At 47.9% G+C, this 20602-nt stretch carries 12 protein-coding genes; all 12 read left to right on the top strand.

The window, feature by feature from the left end:
• The first annotated feature begins 1176 nt into the window (after positions 1–1176).
• The 12 genes from EZE20_RS21120 (at position 1177) to EZE20_RS21065 (ending at position 20598) form a co-directional block, all read left to right on the top strand.
• A complete protein-coding gene (locus EZE20_RS21120) occupies positions 1177–2634 on the top strand; it encodes a cellulase family glycosylhydrolase (protein ID WP_132121483.1) in 1458 nt (485 codons plus the stop codon).
• An 80-nt stretch (positions 2635–2714) separates the two neighbouring features.
• On the top strand, positions 2715–3647 hold the full coding sequence (locus EZE20_RS21115) for a ThuA domain-containing protein (protein ID WP_132121481.1): 933 nt from the start codon (positions 2715–2717) through the stop codon (positions 3645–3647).
• A 118-nt stretch (positions 3648–3765) separates the two neighbouring features.
• Entirely contained in the window at positions 3766–6051 is a 2286-nt protein-coding gene (locus EZE20_RS21110) for a DUF1549 domain-containing protein (RefSeq protein ID WP_199879934.1), read from the top strand.
• A 66-nt stretch (positions 6052–6117) separates the two neighbouring features.
• A complete protein-coding gene (locus tag EZE20_RS21105; protein WP_132121479.1) occupies positions 6118–7545 on the top strand; it encodes a DUF1501 domain-containing protein in 1428 nt (475 codons plus the stop codon).
• A gap of 605 nt (positions 7546–8150) precedes the next feature.
• Positions 8151–11297: a SusC/RagA family TonB-linked outer membrane protein gene (locus EZE20_RS21100; protein WP_228713933.1), complete on the top strand. Its 3147-nt coding sequence runs from the start codon at positions 8151–8153 to the stop codon at positions 11295–11297.
• 55 nt (positions 11298–11352) lie between these two features.
• Complete coding sequence (locus EZE20_RS21095; RefSeq protein WP_132121477.1) at positions 11353–12864, top strand: RagB/SusD family nutrient uptake outer membrane protein; 1512 nt, start codon at positions 11353–11355, stop codon at positions 12862–12864.
• Between the two features lie 291 nt (positions 12865–13155).
• Positions 13156–15867, top strand: a complete 2712-nt coding sequence (locus EZE20_RS21090; RefSeq protein ID WP_199879933.1) for a c-type cytochrome — start codon at positions 13156–13158, stop codon at positions 15865–15867.
• A gap of 143 nt (positions 15868–16010) precedes the next feature.
• Positions 16011–16781, top strand: a complete 771-nt coding sequence (locus EZE20_RS21085; RefSeq protein ID WP_132121475.1) for a 3-keto-disaccharide hydrolase — start codon at positions 16011–16013, stop codon at positions 16779–16781.
• 102 nt (positions 16782–16883) lie between these two features.
• A complete protein-coding gene (locus tag EZE20_RS21080; RefSeq protein WP_132121473.1) occupies positions 16884–17738 on the top strand; it encodes a sugar phosphate isomerase/epimerase family protein in 855 nt (284 codons plus the stop codon).
• A gap of 40 nt (positions 17739–17778) precedes the next feature.
• Positions 17779–18849, top strand: coding sequence for a ThuA domain-containing protein (locus EZE20_RS21075; RefSeq protein WP_132121471.1), 1071 nt, complete (start codon positions 17779–17781; stop codon positions 18847–18849).
• 80 nt (positions 18850–18929) lie between these two features.
• On the top strand, positions 18930–19760 hold the full coding sequence (locus EZE20_RS21070) for a sugar phosphate isomerase/epimerase family protein (RefSeq protein ID WP_132121469.1): 831 nt from the start codon (positions 18930–18932) through the stop codon (positions 19758–19760).
• A gap of 40 nt (positions 19761–19800) precedes the next feature.
• The gene (locus EZE20_RS21065; RefSeq protein ID WP_132121467.1) at positions 19801–20598 is read left to right on the top strand and encodes an alpha/beta fold hydrolase; all 798 of its coding nucleotides are present in this window, start codon (positions 19801–19803) and stop codon (positions 20596–20598) included.
• Positions 20599–20602 lie beyond the last annotated feature (4 nt).

Genomic DNA, 20602 nt, shown 5'->3' with positions numbered 1-20602 from the left:
CTCCGAGGCTTGTCGGTTGATTTGGAATATTGTTTACTACCAACGTTACGCCTCTCCGAGGCTTGTCGGTTGATTTGGAATATTGTTTACTACAAACGTTACGCCTTTCCGAGGCTTGTCGGTTGATTTGAAATATTGTTTACTACAAACGTTACGCCTCTCCGAGGCTTGTCGGTTGATTTGGAATATTGTTTACTACCAACGTTACGCCTCTCCGAGGCTTGTCGGTTGATTTGGAATATTGTTTACTACAAACGTTACGCCTTTCCGAGGCTTGTCGGTTGATTTGGAATATTGTTTACTACCAACGTTACGCCTCTCCGAGGCTTGTCGGTTGATTTGGAATATTGTTTACTACCAACGTTACGCCTCTCCGAGGCTTGTCGGTTGATTTGGAATATTGTTTACTACAAACGTTACGCCTCTCCGAGGCTTGTCGGTTGATTTGGAATATTGTTTACTACAAACGTTACGCCTCTCCGAGGCTTGTCGGTTGATTTGGAATATTGTTTACTACAAACGTTACGCCTCTCCGAGGCTTGTCGGTTGATTTGGAATATTGTTTACTACTACAAACGTTACGTCTCTCCGAGGCTTGTCGGTTGATTTGGAATATTGTTTACTACAAACGTTACGCCTCTCCGAGGCTTGTCGGTTGATTTGGAATATTGTTTACTACAAACGTTACGCCTCTCCGAGGCTTGTCGGTTGATTTGGAATATTGTTTACTACTACAAACGTTACGTCTCTCCGAGGCTTGTCGGTTGATTTGGAATATTGTTTACTACAAACGTTACGCCTCTCCGAGGCTTGTCGGTTGATTTGAAATATTGTTTACTACTACAAACGTTACGCCTCTCCGAGGTTTGACGGTTGATTTGGAATATTGTTCACTACAAACGTTACGCCTCTCCGAGGCTTGTCGGTTGATTTGAAATATTGTTTACTACCAACGTTACGTCTCTCCGAGGCTTGTCGGTTGATTTGAAATATTGTTTACTACTACAAACGTTACGCCTCTCCGAGGCTGATGTAGCGCATAAAGCTTCATACAAAGCAAGATGTTTGTAAAATGGCATTATCCGGTACAAGATTTTTTAAGGAAATTAGATCACATTCAGGCTTTTTCTTGAAAATAGATGTACTTGCAAATTGAAATAAATACTTAGGTTATTCATGAAAAAGTCATTATCTCTACTCATTTTGCTGCTTGTTCTAGCATTTACAGGCATTGCTCAGACACTCACACTCCTGCCACAAAACCCGCATTACTTTCAGTACAAAGGCAAACCGTTGGTGGTTGTTGGCTCGGGCGAGCATTATGGAGCCGTTCTTAACCTTGATTTTGACTATGACACTTACCTCACTACGCTAAAAAATGACGGATTAAATACCACGCGTCTGTTTACAGGCGCCTACTACGAGCGGCCCGGGGCTTTTGGGATAGAAAAAAATACGCTGGCACCTGCCGAAGAAAAGTTGGTACTTCCCTGGAAAAAGCTGGAACAAACCTACGACCTTACCCAATGGAATGACGCCTTTTTCAGTCGTTTGGAAGACTTTATGAACAAAGCGCAGCAACGGGGAATTATCGTCGAAATCACGCTTTTCTCTGCGTACTATGGCGCAGGCTGGGCTTATCATCCGTTTCATGGAGCGAACAACAGCAACAATACACCCGCTGATTTGGCGCCTCAGTTGGTCAATACACTAAACAATGGTTCTATCCTGGGCTTTCAGGAAGCTTATACCCGAAAGTTGGTTCAAAAGCTAAATGCTTTTGATAATTTTTATTTTGAAATTCAGAACGAACCCTGGGCCGAAGGAAAAGATACGGCGTTGGTCTGGAATGACTACCTCGCTGCTACTGATTTGAAACAGCCCGGCAACCAATGGAAAAATACGCTGGAAATAGCTTCTCAGGCCTCTGCCGAGTGGCATAAGACGGTTTCGGGCTGGATTGTAGACGAAGAAAAAAAACTCCCTAAAAAGCATTTGATTTCGCACAACATTGCCAATTTCAAACTTCCGGTATCCATTTCTGATCCTGCCATTTCTTTGTACACATTTCATTATGCTTCGCCCGAGGCGGTATCTTTGAATTACGGATTAAACAAAGTCATTGGGTTTAATGAAACAGGTTTTGCCGGGAAAGACGATCAAACGTACCGTCGGCAGGCCTGGCGTTTTATGATGGCTGGCGGAGGCTTATTCAATCATCTTGACTATTCATTCTCAGTGGGAAGTGAAGCCGGAACAGACCTCACCAACAACGCCCCCGGAGGTGGGAGCCCTGCGTTGCGCAGGCAGTTTAAAATCCTGAAAAATTATCTGGAAAGTTTACAATTATCTACACTTCAACCCGACAAGTCCTGGTTGATACATACACAGGGTGCATTTGCCTATGGCATGCGCGACGCCGGTCAATGGATTGCCTACATTGAGCCTCTTCTGGCAACTCCGGCTCAGCTTACTGTAAAACTTCCGGCGGGAACCTATCAGCTGGTATGGACCGATGTCCGTACAGGAGAGGTTTTATCAACAGAAAAGAAAAAACTACCTGGTTCTGAGTTTCAGCTTGAAAGTCCGGCAGGCGCATCTGATAAAGTTGTCAGGATACAGCCCGCCTTGTAATTCCGGGCTTTTGGGTATGTTTTTATTTCCTGTGGCTTTATGTACAAAAAATAGTCTTTCTGAACTCCTAAGAATCAATTATGAAACGCACTCGCTCGTTTTTAACCTGTATTTCTCCCGGACCTGCCCGTGGTTTTTGCCTTAGCTCGTACTTTTTCATACTAATTGCCTTTTTTCTAACCGCTAGTACTTTATCCTCAGCGCAGTCTGCCCAAGACAAGCGGCCCCTTGTTGTATTTGTGGCGGGCGATCATGAGTATAGCGGTGAACAAACCTTGCCTTTGCTGGCAGCAGAGCTTGAAAAAAACTATAACATCCGAACAAAAGTGATCTCTTCGTCACCCGATCAGAACAGCGAAGAGAATATCCCCGGGCTGGAAGTCCTGCGTGAGGCTGACCTCGCCGTATTTTTTCTGCGCTGGCGGCGGTTGCCCAAAGAGCAGCTGGCTTACATAGATGAATACCTCAACTCAGGAAAACCTGTGATGGGTTTCCGAACCAGTACGCATGCTTTTAATTATCCCAAAGGCCACGAACTGGAAGCCTGGAACGCCTTCGGCGAGCGGGCGTTTGGTGCACCTCCCGGTTGGGGCGGCAAAGCCAACCACACGCACTATGGACACGAAAGCACTACCGACGTAAAAGTGATTGAAGCCGCTGCCAAACACCCGATTCTTCGGGGCGTTGCATCTGATTTTCACGTAGCGTCGTGGCTTTATAAGGTTCTGCCCGCCTACCCGGCAGCGGGTGCTTCGCCCTTGCTCATGGGAAAATCTGTGAATCCAAACACGGAGAAAGCTATTGATAATCCCGTAGCCTGGACCTGGCAAAACCCCGCCGGTGCGCGCGTATTTATGACTACGCTGGGCCATCCCGAAGATTTTCAGGTAGAAGCTTTTCAGCGGCTGATAATTAATGCAATTCATTGGGAATTAGGTAAAAATGTGCCAAAAAAATGGAAAGGAAAGATAGATATTCAGGTACCCTACCGGGGAATTGTCAGCTCCAAATAGCCTGAAAACAGATTTTTTCTGTATGTAAAAAATACCCTTCATTTCTTATCTTTTTGTACCCGTGCAGGAACCAACCACCTCGTTCTGGCTTTGGCAGTTTTTAGGCCGTTTGCATCCTATGATTGTCCATTTTCCGGTGAGTTTGCTTTGTGTAGCGTTGCTGCTCGAAGTGCTCAGCTGGCGAAAAGCCTGGGCTGGTCTTCGGGCGGGCGTTCCGGCTCTTGTATTCATCAGCGCTATTTCTGCTTTCGTTTCGGTAGCCTTTGGATTGATTCTCGCCAATCAGGAAGACTATGGCGGCGATACCGTGCAGATTCATCAATGGACAGGAATTGCTACCCTCGTGTTTACACTCGCTACGGCCTGGGCCTTGCGCACTCATCGGCAGCGCCTTTACCGGGGCTTGTTGCTGGTGGCCGTTAGCGGAGTAATAGTTGCGGGGCATTATGGCGCAATGCTTACGCATGGCGAAAGCTACCTCACCGAAGTGCTTCCATTTGATGATCCCTCGCCTTCGTCTGAGTTGCCCGTTTCTTTCATTTCCAACGGTCAGCCCCTGACCGGGCAGCAGGTCGAAGACTTGAATCTGGAAGTCCGGTCTATTCTGGCGCATTCCTGTTATAGTTGTCATAGTGCTACAAAAATGAAGGGCGAGCTGCGACTCGACAAGCGGGAGTTCATCATGCAGGGAGGCGAGCATGGCGTAGTAGTAGTGCCCGGAAGGCCGCAGGAAAGTGAGTTGATTCGACGTATTTCGCTGCCCGATGGACACAAAGAAGCGATGCCTACCAAAGGCAAACGACTAACTGAAAAAGAAGTAGCGATTTTGACCTACTGGGTTGAGCAAGGAGCCCCGTGGCCTGATGGTGCAGAAAGAAGTATCTACCGCGTGGCTGATCTTGCGCCGCGTTTGCCCGAAATCCCACCGGCAACGGCAGAGTTTTCACAGCCCATAGACCGCTTTGTAAATGCTTATTTTAAACAAAATTCCATTTCCTGGAAAAAATCAGTGGACGACCGCACGTACCTGCGGCGCGTGTATCTGGATGTAGTCGGTCTGCTGCCCGAGCCAAAGGTCGTTAACGCTTTTCTGGCCGATCGCCGTCCCGACAAACGCGAGCAGCTGGTCAGAGAGTTGCTCAACCGAAACGACGCCTACGCGCAGCACTGGATCACGTTTTGGAACGATGCCTTGCGCAACGATTATTCCGGTACGGGCTACATTACGGGTGGCCGCAGCGATATTACGAATTGGTTATATACCTCTCTGAAAACCAATAAACCATACAACTGGTTTGTACGTGAGCTCATTAGCCCTGCCAAAGAATCGGAAGGCTTTGTGAAAGGAATCAAATGGCGGGGTACTATTAATTCAAGTCAGCGGACGGAAATGCAGGCAGCACAAAACGTGGCGCAGGTATTTTTAGGGTTAAATTTAAAATGTGCATCCTGCCACGACAGCTTCATCAGCGACTGGAAATTAGCTGATGCCTACGCGTTTGCGAATGTATTTTCGGATTCATTATTGGAAATAAATCGCTGCGATAAACCTACGGGAAAAATGGCCGGACGAGCCATTTTGTTTCAGGAACTAGGAGAAATCTCGGTAGATGCTCCCATCGGACAGCGGCTTCGCGAGCTTGCCGATTTTCTGGTTCAGCCCAAAGATGGCCGTTTGTACCGTACGCTCGTCAACCGGATTTGGGCGCAGTTGATGGGCCGTGGCCTTGTGGAGCCGGTAGATGCGATGGACAATTTGCCGTGGAGCCAGGATTTGCTCGACTGGCTGGCCTACGATTTTGTGCAAAACAACTACGACATCAAGCGGCTTATTTACATCATTCTTACCTCCAAAACGTATCAACTGCCCTCCGTAGGCGTTCAGGAGCCTGAGCTCATTGCCTCACCTTCCTACGTGTTTGAAGGCATGACCCGCCGCCGTCTCACGGCTGAGCAGTTTGCGGATGCCGTCAGTGTAGCCTTTGCACCTATTTATCCGGATTCGGCGGTGATGTATAAATTATTTCCTGAAAGATTGCCCACTGAGCTGGCTTTCGCACGGGCCTCTCTGGTCAAGAATGATCCGTTTCTGACAGCACTTGGGCGTCCCAATCGCGAGACCGTCAGCACGAACCGTACCTCACAGGCGAACTTACTGCAAGCCCTTGAACTAACCAACGGCATCAAGTTCAATGAAGCGCTCGCAGCAGGCTCCCGAATATGGAAAAGACGTTTTTCAGATCAGCATGCACTCATTCAAAATCTGTATCTGCAAGCCCTGGGACGAAACCCGCTTCCCAAAGAAATGGATACCGCCAAACGCCTGCTGGGGCCGGGCGAAGAAGGTGTACAGGATTTGATGTGGGCGCTGGCGTTACATCCTGAATTTCAGCTGATTTATTGAAAATAGTATTCAAAAAGAAAAATGCAGCATCCCAACAATCCGTGTTGCCTATACAACTAATCAGGTATGAAAAATCATTGGAATCGACGTGAATTCTTGCAGCGTGCAAGTGCTGCCACCCTGGCAGCTTTGGCGGCTGGTGCGCCTGTATCTAATTTGCTTTCAGGATGTCGGAAAACCGGACAGACCAACGGAACCGCTGATACCGTGATTCTGCTTTGGATGGCCGGTGGTATGGCGCATACAGAAACCTTTGATCCCAAGCGCTTTACGCCTTTCGAAAAAGGAATGGAGGGTAACCGGGTATTAAGTACATTCAAATCGGTACCTACCGCGCTCGATGGGATTCATTTTTCAGAAGGGCTCGAATCTATCGGGAAAGTACTCGACAAAGGTACGTTGATTCGGTCCTACGTCGCTGCGGATTTGGGGCATATTCTGCACTCGCGGCATCAGTACAACTGGCATACCTGCTACGAACCTCCGCAAACCGTGGCTGCGCCGCATATTGGCTCGTGGATTGCTAAGGAGCTTGGCCCAAAAAATCCCGTGATTCCCGCTTTCGTTGACATTGGGCAGCGCTTTACGGTAGGCGAAGCCGAAGAGTTGAAGGCGTTTCATACAGCTGGTTTTCTGGGCAATGAATTCGGTCCGTTTTTTATCCCCGACCCGACGCAGGGGCTCGATAGCGTGAGGCCACCGGTGGGGATGGATGCCCGGCGTTTTGAACGTCGCAATCAATTATACAATGAGCTCATCGGCAATAGTCCCGTGGGGGAGTTTGGGAGTGATTATCAGAAAGAGTCGCTGCGGCGCTCCATGGAACAGGCCTACATGCTTCTGAATTCTCCGGAGGCCAAAGCCTTTGACCTGAGTACCGAACCCAAAGAAAGTTATGACAAATATAACACAGGTCGCTTTGGACTCGGCTGCCTGTTGGCCCGTCGCCTTACCGAGCAAGGTGCCCGTTTTATAAGTGTAACTACTGAATATGAACCTTTTATGGGTTTTGACACGCACGAAAATGGGCATACGCGGCTGATTGATATGAAGAAAATGATCGATGGCCCGGTGGCCCAACTTATTCAGGACCTGGACAAAACCGGGCATTTGGATCGCACGCTGATTATTTTGGCGAGTGAGTTTAGTCGCGATATGATGGTGGAAGGCCGCCCGGATGCCAAAGTTCAGGAGCAGGTCAATCAACCCGAAATTCTGACAGACATGAAATTCTATGGCATGCACCGACATTTCACCGATGGTTGCTCCATACTGATGTTTGGCGGGGGCGTGAAACGTGGGTCGGTCTATGGAAAAACAGCTGATGAACGCCCCTGTAAGACGATTGAGAATCCGGTGAAAATTGACGGAATTCATCAAACCATCTACCATGCGCTGGGCATTGCGCCCGACACACATTACGAAATCGAAGAGCGGCCCTTTTATACAACTCCTGACGGGAAAGGAAAAGCCGTGCTGGATTTATTGGTCTAACCAATGGCTATTTGTTTTCTTCAAAATAGCGCTTAAAACAAGTAGAAAAGTCTTTTTACTGCTTCGAAACCCTCCTTTACTGTAAGTTTTGGAGGGTTGTCCTATATATGCCTACCTATTTTTCATTCTTGCGCAGCCTCATACAAAGTGAGTGGGAGCTTTTATATTATATCTTGATTTTTTATTAATAAAAAGATTGAAAAAGTAGACAGTGTAGGACAGTTGCCTGTGGGATTGTTCTAGATTTGCACTTAGTAAATTTTAAATGGTAACAATTGAATAATTGCAAAATATATTTTACCGCTATAATAAAATATAAGTGATTAGCTGTGGTAGTAAGCTCTCAACTGTATCCGGCACTCAATTTAAATTATCAGTTTGTACCCATTTATTAATAATTATTTGACTATTCCTAACCCTTAATTAATTGTACTTTATGAAGTTGTTTCACTTTAAAACTTAAACTTTTTATGAGTACCTAAAAAAACAACCGATAGTGTTCCACCACTACCGGTTGCGTTGTTCACCCGTCATTCTGCATTTTTCTGGGGAGAAGCATGCAGGGCGATTTGTTCCATTTTTACCAAAACAAAACTTTCAAAATTATGAAAAAATTGCTACCTATCCAATTATTTGGAGTCAGGCGTCAGTCGTTGCCATCCCGGTTTTTACAGACTATGCTTGTGTTTTTGTTTCTAATTCCGTTGTCAATCAGTACTTTAAGAGCGATTCCCGTATCGGCCTCCGTTGCCTCGGTAACGGGCAAAGTAACAGACGAAGCCGGTGTGGCACTTCCCGGCGTAAGTGTAGTGCTGAAAGGAACAACTACCGGAACCACCACCGATGCCAATGGCGTATATACGTTAACGATTCCTGCTACTACCGGAACCCTTGTGTTTTCGTATGTTGGTTTTACGAGTATTGAGGAAGCAATTGGCGGTCGTACTACCGTAAACGTAACGATGGCCACTGACACCAAAGCGCTTTCGGAAGTGATTGTGGTAGGATACGGTAGTCAGACGAAAAAGGAGGTGACAGGAGCCGTACAAACAATAACCGGGAAGGAATTAATGGATATTCCGGTATCGCAAATCGGTCAGAAATTGCAGGGACGCCTGGCCGGTGTTCAGATCAACCAAACCACCGGAAAGCCGGGAACGGGAATGAACATCCGGATTCGTGGTCAGCTATCGGTTTCAGGTGGAAGCGAACCTTTGTACGTCATTGATGGCTTTCCCATTGCGGGAAATATCGGTGCACTTAACCCCGATGAAATTGAGGACATTACGGTTCTGAAAGATGCGGCCTCAACGTCTCTTTACGGTTCACGAGCGGCGAATGGTGTAGTATTGATTACAACCAAACGTGGAAAAAGTGGCCAAACCAACGTAAGTTTCAACACCTTCGTAGGTACGCAGGTTGTGCCTATGAAAGGACGGTTGCAGATGATGGATGCCGTGGAATTTGCCCAATTCAAAAAAGAATACTACGAAGATCAGGGCTCACCCGTACCCGCCGAGTTTCAGAATCCGTCGAGTTATGAAGGGAAAAACAACGATTGGTACGATGCTCTGCTGCGCCGTGCACCCATCCAAAGCTATAACCTGACGCTAACTTCCAACAAAGAGCGCCTGAACACTGCCGTTGTAGCGGGGGTGTTCAATCAGCAGGGCGTAGTGCTTAATAACTCGTACAAACGGTATTCGCTCAGGATGAACTCGGACTACAAAGTGTCCGATAAAGTGACGGTTGGTTTTAATATTGCTCCTTCATACATCTACGACAACACTCCCCGAACAGACGGCGACCGGGGCACGGGTATTCTGTTTAATGCCTTGCATACCTGGCCTGTTATGCCTATTTATGACGACAATGGAGAGCTGACCAAGTTCAACCGTTTCCCGTCAAGTACGGGTAATATCTTTGCCTATGCCAACTGGGTGCGGGCCGCCGACGAGTTGATTAACGAAACCACAACTACCAACATTCTTTCAAATGGCTACGTAGAATACCGTCCTATCAAAGGACTGACACTGAAATCGACCATTAATGCGGAGTTATTAAATACCAATTTCTTCTTTTTTAATCCTTCTACGGCTACGAGCGCCATTAATACGCCCGTACCTACCACGGCGGTTTCTATTCGGGAATATATTCAGGATTTTGGCTGGTTGAACGAAAACCTGGCTACATATGCCAAAAGCATTAATAACCACAACTTTGAAATTCTGGCCGGATATACCAATCAAAGATACCGCCGAGAGTCAAGCCGGATTCAGGCCGATACGTATTCTGACGACCGTCTTCCCACGATTCAGGGAGCGATCAACGTCAACCGGGGAGGTACCAATAGCGGCGTACAGGAGTGGGCGCTTACCTCGCTGCTTTCGCGCCTGACGTATAATTATAAAGGAAAATACCTGTTTACGGCCTCCATTCGTCGTGACGGCTCCTCGCGTTTTGGGTCCGATAACCGCTGGGGAACTTTCCCATCCGTGTCGGCCGGATGGGTGTTGTCGGATGAAAATTTCATGCAAAATCAGACAAAAGTTTCTTTTGCCAAGATACGTGCAAGTTTTGGAGTAACCGGAAATAACAACATCGGAAATTATACCCAATACGCTCTGATCAATAATACGGTCAATGCCGTATTTGGAAACAACGTGGCGGCCGGTGCCGTGGTTACCTCATTGGCCAATGCCAACCTTGGCTGGGAAACTACCCGACAGCTTGATTTGGGTTTTGACCTTGGGCTCTTGAACGACCGCATACAGCTGAGCTACGATTACTACACCAAAAACACCACCAACCTGCTTTATGCCGTGCAAATTCCACAGGAATCAGGTTTTGGGAACTTCAATGACAATATTGGAGAAATTAAATTCTGGGGACACGAAGTAGCCCTTACGACCCGCAATACCACCGGAAAGTTTCAGTGGACAACCAACGCCAACATTTCGTTCAACCGAAACAAAGTAATTGCCCTGGCCGATGGCATTGATCGGGTGTACGGCCTGCACCACATTACACAGGTTGGCAAGCCCTTCGGGCAGTTCTACGGGCATTTGGCCGACGGAGTATATCTCAATGAAGAAGATTTGAGAAACTCACCCATTGTGCCGGGACGCTCAACGGTGGGTAGTATCAAGCTGGTTGATGTTAACGGAGATGGGGTACTCACCAACGGTGGCAACAACGACGACCGCACGATCCTGGGAAATCCTTTTCCAAAATTCATCTACGGTATTACCAACAACTTTCAGTACGGCAACTTTGACCTGAGCATTGTAGGTTCCGGTTCGTATGGCAATCAACTGTGGGTTCGTCACCTATACAGTACGACCAATCTTGACGGCGTGTTTAACCTGATGAAAGAAGTAAAACACCGCTTCCGTTCGGTGGAGAATCCCGGGAAAGGATTTTTTGGAACGACTGTCGGTGGCGGGACTGTGACGGGTATCGAGCGTGACTGGCAAAACAGCCGCTTCGTGGCCGATGCTTCCTTCTTTACGATTAAGAACATTACGTTAGGCTATACGATTGGGGTTGAAAATAAATTTTTCAAATCAGCCCGTCTCTATGCGTCTATTCAGCAGGCGGCGGTATTTACCAAATACTGGGGTGGACCAAATCCTGAAACGAGTGCTCAGCAAAATGGACAGGGCGATGGTGGCAACCTGAGTCCCGGCGTAGATTTATCAAACTACCCGGTTCCACGTACGTCAACCATTGGTATCAACCTCAATTTCTAGGCAAAATGCCTGATTTACTTACTCTTTACTTTCCTAATTCTAACGAATATATAGAATGAAAAAAGCACTTATATTAACCTGTTTCCTGAGCTTCGCACTGGCAAGTTGCGACACAGAGGACTTTCTGACCATTACGCCCGAAACCGCCCTCAGCTCAGCTACCTTTTTCAAAACCGAAGCTGACTTTCAGCAAGCCGTCAATGGCGCTTACGTGCCTCTGCGGGCGATACACAATGGACCTTCGATGTTGCTGAGTGAGCAGCATTCAGACAATGCCCGGTATGTGCGGAATATCCTCTTTGGCGCAACCGAGAATCAGGGAAACCTCGCAGACTTTAACGTACCGACAGCCAATGGCATTACGACTAACTCTCACGTACTGAATGTATACCGACAAAACTATCAGATCATTGCCCGGACCAACCAAATATTGGCATTGATTGATGGGGTAGATATGCCGGCGGCTTCCAAAAACAACCTGAAAGGTCAGGCGCTGTTTCTGCGGGCACTTGCCTATTTTGATCTGGTGCGGTATTTCAACCGGGGGCCGCTGCATCTAACCCCTGTAGCCGAACGCAGTGCAGCTGCCCTACCGTTGGCAACAGGAGAAGCACTCTACGCTCAGGTAATTAAAGATGCTCAGGAGGCACTGACGTTACTGCCGCCGAAATCTGTGCAGGAAGCAGGCCGGGCTACGTCGGGATCGGCCGGGGCTTTGCTGGCTAATGTCTATATGATTCAGAAAAAATGGGCCGAAGCCGAGGCCGTGCTGAGAACTATTGTTACCAGTAATCAGTACAGTCTCATTCCGGACTATGCAAATGTATTTTCAACTACTTCCGGAAATAAAAACAACAGCGAGTCAGTCTTTGAAGTACAGTATCTGGAAGGCGCACAGGGTTTGAACGGTACGTTTCTGTACGGAATGCTGCCTTCGCCAATGGCGCCAAATGAGTTGGTGACGATTACAGGAACGTCTAACCCTCAGCCAATTACAGGCGAAGGAAACAATATACCTACGCCCGATATCATCGCTGCGTACGAGCCGGGTGATAAGCGAAAAGATGTATCGGTCGGCTTCATTACGCTTTCGGGCGCACTGCATGAAAACAAAACGTTTCCTCACATTAAGAAATACGCCAAGCCTCATTCGCTGCATAACAACCACGGCATGAACTGGCCCGTTTACCGCTACTCAGAAGTACTACTATTTATGGCGGAGGCTTTAATGGAGCAAAACAAATTGGGTGAAGCCATTCCGTTTCTGAATCAGGTACGAAACCGTGCGGGTCTTGAAAACACAACGGCTTCTTCTCAAACCGAACTACGCGCCGCAATATATCAGGAACGCCGGGTTGAGCTCGCTTTTGAGGCCAAGCGTCTCCACGATCTCGTACGAACCGGAAGGCTCGTGGAAGTAATTACTGCCTATGGAAACCGCGTCAAAGCCGACAAAGCAAAGTACTATTATCCGAAGGATGGATTTGTACCGGGCGATGCATTCACGAATCTGGATCTGTACTACGGACTTCCTGCCGCAGAGGCTGATTTGAGTCCTAATTTTTAGGAGATTGGGGGAGAGAATCTGAAATCAGGCTCTCTCCCTTATAAGAAAAACGTGGTTTTTTTTGACAAAAGAAGGATTAAATTATTCGTAAACAGCCATTAATTAGATAATAACCAAAGATAAGGTTTCTCGGAATCGCCCTCCTGAAAACAAGTATGTATCCACATTTTTACGCTTTTTTAGCAGAACTAAGTCCTCACACAAGTTTTAGAAAATTAAGGTTTTGTCCAATTCGAGCCCAAAATCAGTACGTTCTTTCAAGCGTTTTTTTACCAATTAAAAAACAATCACATGTTTAACAAAAAATCATCAGCTGGTACTTTTCTGTCCAAAGCTCTTTTGGGGTTAGGAATTGTGGTCCTGCTGGGAGCCTTTTACACAAAAATGGCGCCGTTTGCACCGACACATCCCCGTCCGGATGACTCCAAAGCGGATAAATTAAAGTTGCAACCGGGCTTTACAGCAGAGCATTTGTACAGCCCTTCGGAAAATGGACAAGGCTCATGGGTGGCTATGGCGTTTGACGACAAAGGCCGCATGATTGCTTCCGATCAGTATGGAGCTTTGTACCGCATCACGATTCCGGCGATTGGTGCAGCATCCACAACGCCTAAGGTTGAAAAACTGAAAATTGGAGACGGTTCTGTTAGCCAAAGCATGGGTACGGCTCATGGATTGCTATATGCGTTTAATAGCCTGTATGTGATGGTCAACAACCGTGTAACGCCTGAACTTCCCCGGCACAGTGGTTTTTATCGCTTGCAGGATACCAACGGCGACGATCAGTATGATAAAGTTACGCTGCTGAAAGAACTGGAAGGAAATGGCGAGCACGGCCCGCACAGCATAATTTTGTCTCCCGACAAAAAATCGCTGTACGTAATTTCCGGAAACCATACCGACGCACCCGAAATGGATGCCTACCGCCTGCCAAAAACCTGGAAGGAAGACAACCTGTTTCCGCTTATCAAAGATCCCCGTGGCCACGCCAACGACCGCATGGCGCCCGGTGGATGGGTGGCTAATGTTGATCCCGAAGGTAAAAAATGGGAACTCGTAAGTGCCGGCTACCGTAATGCCTTTGACATGGCATTTAACGAAACCGGCGACTTGTTTGTGTATGATGCCGACATGGAATGGGACATTGGTTCGCCCTGGTATCGCCCTACGCGTATTTCTCACGCAACGAGCGGAAGCGAGTTTGGCTGGCGTACCGGAAATAGCAAGTGGTCACCTGCCTTGCCCGACAACCTTCCTGCTATTATCAATATCGGGCAAGGCTCACCCACGAGCATGCTGCACGCAAGCAACGCCAAATTTCCTGCAAAATATAAAAATACCCTGTTGGCCTTCGACTGGTCCTTTGGTATTGTACATGCTATTCACCTGAAACCCTCGGGATCGACCTTTGCTGCCGAGCGTGAAGAGTTTTTGTCGGGCGTGCCGCTACCGCTCACCGACGGTGTCATTGGTCCTGACGGGGCGCTTTATTTCCTGACCGGCGGCCGTCGTCTCGAATCAGACCTGTATCGGGTACACTATACCGGTAACGAACCGTTGCTTTCTTCGGCACCTGTACCGCCTGTAAACAAGGAAAATCTACTACGAAGAAGCCTCGAAAAATTTCATGAAGGCCCCAACAGCGCAGCATTGGCGGCAGCCTGGCCGGAGCTCAAAAACCCCGATCGCTTTATCCGCTATGCGGCCCGCATTGCTGTGGAGCATCAGCCCGTTAGTGAGTGGAAAGATAAAGCGTTGCAGGAAAAAGATCCCGTGACGGCTATTCAGGCAGCAATTGCGCTGGCCCGTGCCGGCGACGCAAGTGTAAAAAGTGCGCTCAATGAAAATCTTCTGAAAATTAATTTCAAAGGCCTGAGCGAATCACAGAAAATTGATTTGATCCGTGCCTATGAACTGGTGATTTTGCGATTGGGACAGCCTGACGCTGCACAAAAAGGCAAAATTGTGGCTAGCCTGAATCCCGGTTACCCGTCGAATTCTGCCGAACTGGATCGCTCCCTTGCCCGAATCCTGATTACACTAGAAGCGCCCGGCGTCATTGAAAAAACACTGGCGCTGATGGATAAAAAGGACGATCAGGGCAATACCATGCCGGGTGGCGAAACGGCTACGTCTTCAGCTGACCTCATCATGCGGAACCCGCAGTATGGACTCGATATTGCCAAAACGCTTGAAAAAATGCCGCCCGCTCAGCAAACCTACCTGGCTACGATGCTGAGCGCCGCCAAAACCGGCTGGACTCCCCAAACCCAGGAGAAATACATGAAATGGTTCCGCAAGGCCTTCTCGTATCAGGCTGGCCGAAGCTACATTGGTTTCATGGATAAAGCCCGTAAAATGGCGCTGGCGAATGTCCCCGAAGGAAAACGCGAAGCGTATGATAAATTGTCAGGTGGAGATCTACTGACCAAAAATGGCAACGACCTCGCCCAAAGCGTGTATCCAAAAGGCCCCGGAAGACGGTGGGAAACAGAAACCGCTTTGCCGTTGGTGGAAAACCTGGCGAACCGGAATTTTCAGCAGGGAAAAGATATGTACAATGCCATTACCTGCGGTCGTTGCCACGTGATGGCAGGTGAAGGTGGAAATATTGGTCCCGATTTGACGCAGCTTGCCACCCGTTTTTCTACCAAAGACATCCTCGAATCAATCATTGAGCCTAACAAGGTAATCTCCGATCAGTACGCAGCTACGCAACTCGTGCTCAAAAACGGGGAGTCAATCGTTGGCCGGATAACTAATGAAGACAAAACGGCTTACTACGTTTCGCAAAATCCATTTGCGCCTGACATGGTGGAAAAAGTGCTCAAAAAAGATGTCGTTTCAAGCAAGTATTCGAGTGTATCAATTATGCTCCCCGGACTCATCAACAGCTTGAATGAAGAAGAACTGAAAGACCTCGTGGCCTATTTGAAAGCCGGTGGAAACGAGAAAAATCCGATCTTCTCTGCACAGGCTGCAAAACCTCAGGGAGGTAAGTAACACTATACAGAAGGACAGGGAGCTCACGGGGTTTCCTGTCCTTTTTTTATGCAACAATTGAAACTTAGGTGAAGAATAAATAAGAAACACGGAGCTTGTGAGTATCGGGTTTATTTCAAAAAAATATTTATATAATACATTTCATGAAAAAAAATACTGTTTCGCTTATTTCGCTAAGCTTCCTGCTGCCCTTGGTTCTTCTCAGCTTTACTGCCTGTGTCGGACAAAAAAAGAGTAAAGACGGATTTGTAAAAATCTTTGACGGAAAAACCCTCAAAGGATGGGACGGTGATCCAACTTATTGGCGGGTAGAAGACGGCAATTTGGTGGGAGAAATTACCCCCACGACGCTGCTCAAAACCAATTCCTTCATTATCTGGAAAGGCGGCGAGCCCGCTGATTTTGAGTTTAAAGGTGAATTCAAAATTACCGAAGCAGGAAACTCCGGCATCAATTACCGCAGCGATCAGCTAACGGACGTACCGTTTGCGCTTCGGGGCTATCAGGCCGATATTGATGGAAAAATAAATTATACCGGGCAAAACTACGAAGAACGCAAGCGCACAACGCTGGCCTATCGTGGCGAAATATCGGTAATAAAACCCTACGATGGAGATGCCGATCCTGCGGCTGTACGCTCAAAAGTTGCCCGAAATAATTGGACAAACCGTGAGGTAACCGGCTCGTTGGGCACGTCGGATGCGCTGAAAGAATCAATCAAAAAAGAAGATTGGAATACCTTTCACATCATCGCCAAAGGCAATCGTTTGCAGCATTACATCAATGGAAAGTTGATGAGCGATGTAACGGACAATGATACCGTTAATGGCAAAAATAAAGGCAAACTCGGTGTGCAGGTACATGTAGGCCCGCCCATGAAGGTGCAGTATCGCGACCTGCAAATCAAACAATAAATATCCTTTTAACTTTCTCCAAAATTTTTATTGTAGGCCTTGAATTAAGGCAATATATTTAGGAAAGTTAGCTTTTCCTGAATTTTAAAAATTACAAATTGAATGACAAAAATTGGTTTTAACGTGCTTGCCTGGTCGGCGGTTGTCTCAGATGAACTATTTCCAATCGTTGACCGACTGAAAAAAATTGGATATGACGGCGTAGAATGTTTTGTGGGCGCAGCCGAAGACCCATCGGCCTACAAACGCTTCGGGGCTCATGCCGCTGAACTTGGGCTGGAAACAACCGCTGTTACGGTAGTTGGCCCTGATACAAATCCTATTAGTGAGTCGGCTACCATCCGGGCGCAGGCCCTCGACCGTATCAAATGGAGCATCGATCGCACGCATGACCTCAACGCGCGCATTTTGTGTGGGCCGTTCCACTCGGCGCATGCCGTTTTTGCTCAACATCCTGCACAGGAGCAGGAGCTGGGCTGGGCGGCGGAGGTGCTTCGTGAAGCGGCTGAGTATGCTGCACAAGCTGATGTATTGCTGGCGCTGGAAGCCCTGAATCGTTTTGAATGCTACCTCTGCAATACGATGGACCAACTGTCCGGACTGGTGCAGCGCATCGATCATCCGCATGCGCGGGCAATGTTTGATACACATCATGCCAACATTGAAGAAAAAAAATATGGCCCGGCGCTGCAAACTATTCAACCCGTACTGGCGCATGTACACATCAGCGAAAACGACCGGGGGACCCCCGGCGATGGACATATTCCCTGGGAAGAGGTCTATGCTGGCCTGGCGGCAATTTCGTATTCGGGCTGGCAAACGATTGAAGCTTTTTCCAGAAACGACCCAAATTTTGCCAATTCTATTGGCGTGTGGAGGGAATATAATGATCCGTGGGACATTGCAGAAAATGGATTTACGTTCATTCAAAGCATGAGCGCAAAGTACGGGCTGTAAGTCTTCATTGTTTTTTAAATAAAGTTTTTGACCACCCCCTATGAAAAAATTACTGAGTCGGATACTGCCGTTTTGTGTGGCTCTTTTTTCGTTGAGCCTTACACAATCAGCCCGAAACCGACCGACGAGCGAGTTGGATGCGGGCGATTTTCGGGTGGTTTATCGGGGAGATAAAGGGCCCGGTCTGGGCAAGAATATTGTTTTCATTGCCTCCGATCACGAATACCGCGGCGAAGAAAGTTTACCCGCGTTGGCACGAATCCTGGCTAAATACTACGGATTTACCTGTACCGTGATTTTTGCCCTCGACGACGAAGGGTACATCCTGCCGGGCGGGTCTGCTATCAAAGGACTTAGTGCCCTTGAAACGGCAGATTTGCTGGTACTCTTTACCCGGTTTTCTGATTTTGAGGATCAGGAAATGCAGCAGATCGACAACTACGTCAGGCGGGGCGGGCCTATTGTAGCGCTGCGTACGTCGACACATGCGTTCAATATCAAGAATAATCCGAAATGGCAACATTACGATTATCGCTACAACGGCCCCAAAACAGAATGGAAAGATGGGTTTGGTAAATATATTCTGGGCGAAACCTGGGTGAGCCACTATGGTACCAATCATAAGCAATCGTCACGGCTGATTATTGATGAATCGCAGAAAAATCATCCTATATTCAAAGGGGTAAAAGATATGTGGGTGCAGTCGGGGGCTTACACGGCTGAGCCCAAAGGCACCGTTTTGGCTTACGACCAACCCCTTAATGGCATGAAGCCCGACTCTCCCGCTGATCTTTCAAAAAAGCCCGTACCCGTAGCCTGGACCAAAAATTATCAGGTAGAAAATGGCAAAAGCGGACGCTCTTTTACAACTACACATGGTGCTTCGGAAGATATTCTGAATGAGGGATTCAGACGGATGCTTATCAACGCGGCCTTCTGGGCAATGGGCATGGAAAAGCAGATTAAAGCTTCCAATCCCATTGCATTTGTCGGGCCTTACACACCTACTACCTTCAATTTTGATGGGTACAAAGCACAAGTAAAGCCTTCCATGCTGGCAGGTTGGGACGCGTTGATTATGCCGGGAGAAGTAGTAGTAAAGAAAAAGTAAATTGATACAAATACATACGTAGTTAGTTCTATTACCATTTTTTAATCACGGCGGTTATTCGTCAAAATTTTTAGTAATTCATGAGTACAAATCTTCCCTTTCGTTTTGGTTCAGAGGTCTATACCTGGTATATGAGCGGAAACGGGAAAACCCACGAAGGGCGCTTAGGCCACATGATAGAAATTATTGCTCAGGCAGGTTTTACAGGTATTCAGCCCATCTTTTCATGGATGGGCGAGCTGCGTGACGCCAGGTTGCTCAAAGCAAAGCTTCAGGAGCAGGGCCTGGAACTGGCCGCCCTCTCGCTAGCGCTCGAATGGAACGGTGCCGAAGAAACCGAAACTGAGCGGGCCGAAGCAGATGCTGCCATCGAACTATTGACTCATTTTCCGGGCGCTATTTTGTGTACCGTTCAAATTCCAACCGGTCGGCACGACCTCGACGTGCGTCAGCAAAACCTGATCCGAATTGTCAATGCGGTGTCAGCAAGGGCGGTGGCCAAAGGTATTCCGTGTAGTTTCCATCCTAACTCTCCGCATACATCCATTATCCGCACGGCAGATGATTATAAAGTGGTACTTGAAGGCCTGGATACAAAGGTAACCGGATGGACGCCCGATGTAGGGCACATCATCAATGGCGGCATGGACCCGCTCGAAAAAATGCAGGAATATGCTTCGCTTATCAACCACATGCACTATAAAGATTGGGACGGCGAGCCGGAATTTGCCCTCATGGGTAAAGGAAAAGTAGATCTGCTGGCGATCACGCAATGGCTCAAAGACATCCAATATAGTGGCTGGATTGTGTGTGAAGATGAAGGAAAAGAAGCGCTGGAAGATCCTGATTTTGTTACGCTGCACGATGGACAGTGGATCAATCAGGAACTTGTTCCGGCTTTAAAAAACTAAACGAATTGTATCGTCCAAAGTGATTTTTGACAAATACCACATGCCAACCATACCTACCAACGGAATCAACCTGTATTACGAAGAACGAGGCACAGGTGAGCCGCTGCTGCTCATCATGGGTATTACCGCCGCCGGATCCGTGTGGGAGCCGCACGCCACCGAATGGCAAAAACATTACCGTTGCATCCTGGTCGACAACCGGGGCGTAGGCTTTTCGGATAAACCCGACGGACCCTATACCACCGAACAAATGGCCGACGATTATGCCGGACTACTGGATCACCTCAATCTTGAAAAAGTACGGGTTGTGGGCGTGTCCATGGGAAGTACCATTGCCATGCAACTGGCCCTTCGGCATCCCGAAAAAGTACGCTCACTGGTGCTGATGTGTCCATGGGCGCGTTGCGACGCCATGGCCAAAGGTATTTTTGAACACATGATGCACTGCAAGGCACGTTTTACTCCGGCGGAATTTAGTCTTTATATACAACTCCTTATTTTTTCTAAGTCCAGCTGGGACAATCCCGAAAAACGTGCCGAACTGGAAGCAGGACGGCTGGTAAATCCGGCCTTTCCGCAACCGCTACACGGCCTGCAGGGACAGGCGGCCGCCTGCATCAATCATGACGTACTGGATCAGCTCCCTTCCATACAGGTTCCGACCTTTGTGATTGGTGGCCGGGAAGATATTTTTACTCCCGCCTGGATGGGGCAGGAAATCGCCGAAGCGATTCCGGGCGCTGAGCTGTTTTTATACGAAAAATTGGGACACGCGTTCCATTTTGAAGCTACCGAAGATTTTAATTCCCGAATTCTGGATTGGTTAAGTGTACACTGAGCCA

The sequence above is a fragment of the Arundinibacter roseus genome (assembly GCF_004348825.1).
Classification (GTDB): domain Bacteria; phylum Bacteroidota; class Bacteroidia; order Cytophagales; family Spirosomataceae; genus Arundinibacter; species Arundinibacter roseus.
This window is presented reverse-complemented; position numbering and strand designations above follow the sequence as displayed.